Source organism: Microbacterium sp. Bi128, from assembly GCF_918698205.1.
In genome coordinates, this window is the sequence record NZ_CAKKMM010001445.1 from 1 (window position 1) to 1258 (window position 1258).

1 protein-coding gene is annotated in these 1258 nt (G+C 72.7%); it reads left to right on the plus strand.

The genetic code is table 11. From position 1 onward, the window contains the following. Nucleotides 1–1258, plus strand: a 1258-nt coding sequence (locus LQV45_RS33545; protein ID WP_230012107.1) for an APC family permease, incomplete at both ends; no start/stop codon positions are given.

Sequence of the window (1258 nt, forward strand, 5' to 3'; positions counted from 1 at the left end):
CAGCGCCGCCTCGGCGTGTTCGATTCCACGGCAATCGGCCTGGGTTCGATGCTGGGCGCCGGCGTGTTCGTCGTGTTCTCCGCCGCCGCAGCCCTGGCCGGGCCGCTGCTGACACTTGCCGTGGCCGTGTCCGGCGTCATCGCCTACTGCAATGCCGTCGCGTCGGCGCAGTTGGCGGCGAGGTACCCCGACAGCGGGGGAACTTACGTGTACGGGCGCCGGCAGCTCGGCCAGTGGCCGGGCTTCATTGCGGGCTGGGGTTTCATTACGGGTAAGACGGCGTCCTGCGCGGCGATGGCGCTGACGTTCGGGCACTATGTGGCGCCGGCCTATGCCACGCCGCTGGCGGTCGCCGGCGTCGTCGTCCTCACCGGAGTTAATCTGCTCGGCATCACGCGGACCGCACTGCTGACCAGGATCCTGCTGGCCGTCGTGTTGGCCACTCTCGTCTTCGTCGCCGTGGCATCCCTGCTCGGTCCGCACCCGGCGGGCGCCCCCGCGGTGTCGGCGGCGCCGGCCTATCCCGCGCCGCCCTCCGGCGGCTGGGGCGTCCTTCCCGCGGCGGGGCTGATGTTCTTCGCCTTCGCGGGTTATGCGCGGATCGCCACCCTCGGCGAGGAGGTCAAGGATCCCGCCCGTACCATCCCGCGGGCCATCCTGGCCGCACTGGCCGGGGCCTTCGTGATCTACCTTGGCCTGGCCGCGCTGCTGCAGTGGCACCTGCCCCCGCAGCAGCTGGCGGGTTCGACGGCGCCGCTGCTGGACGCGGTGGCGGTCTCCCGCCTCGGCGCCGGCGTCCCGTTCGTCCAGGCCGGAGCGGCGGCGGCCTGCCTCGGCGCGCTGCTGGCCCTGATCACCGGGGTCGGCCGGACCACGTTGGCGATGGCGCGGGAACGGGACCTGCCCGCCCCGCTGGCCAGGGTGGGCCGCGCCCGCACCGTACCGTTAACCGCGGAACTGGCCGTCGCGGCCGCCGTCGTGGTCCTGCTGCTGAGCACAGACGTGATGACCGTGGTCGGATTCTCCAGCTTCGGCGTGCTGGTCTATTACGCCGTGACGAACGCCGCGGCTTTCACGCTGGCCGGCCGCCCCTGGCATGCGCCGCGCTGGCTCAATGTGCTGGGCTTCCTCGGCTGCCTGGTCCTGGCCGTCACCCTGCCGCCGGCCTCCGTGCTGTTCATGGCGGCGGTGCTGGCGGCAGGGGTGGCCGGGCGGTTCCTCGTCCTGCTGGTGCGCAGGTCGCGGGACACTAACGGGC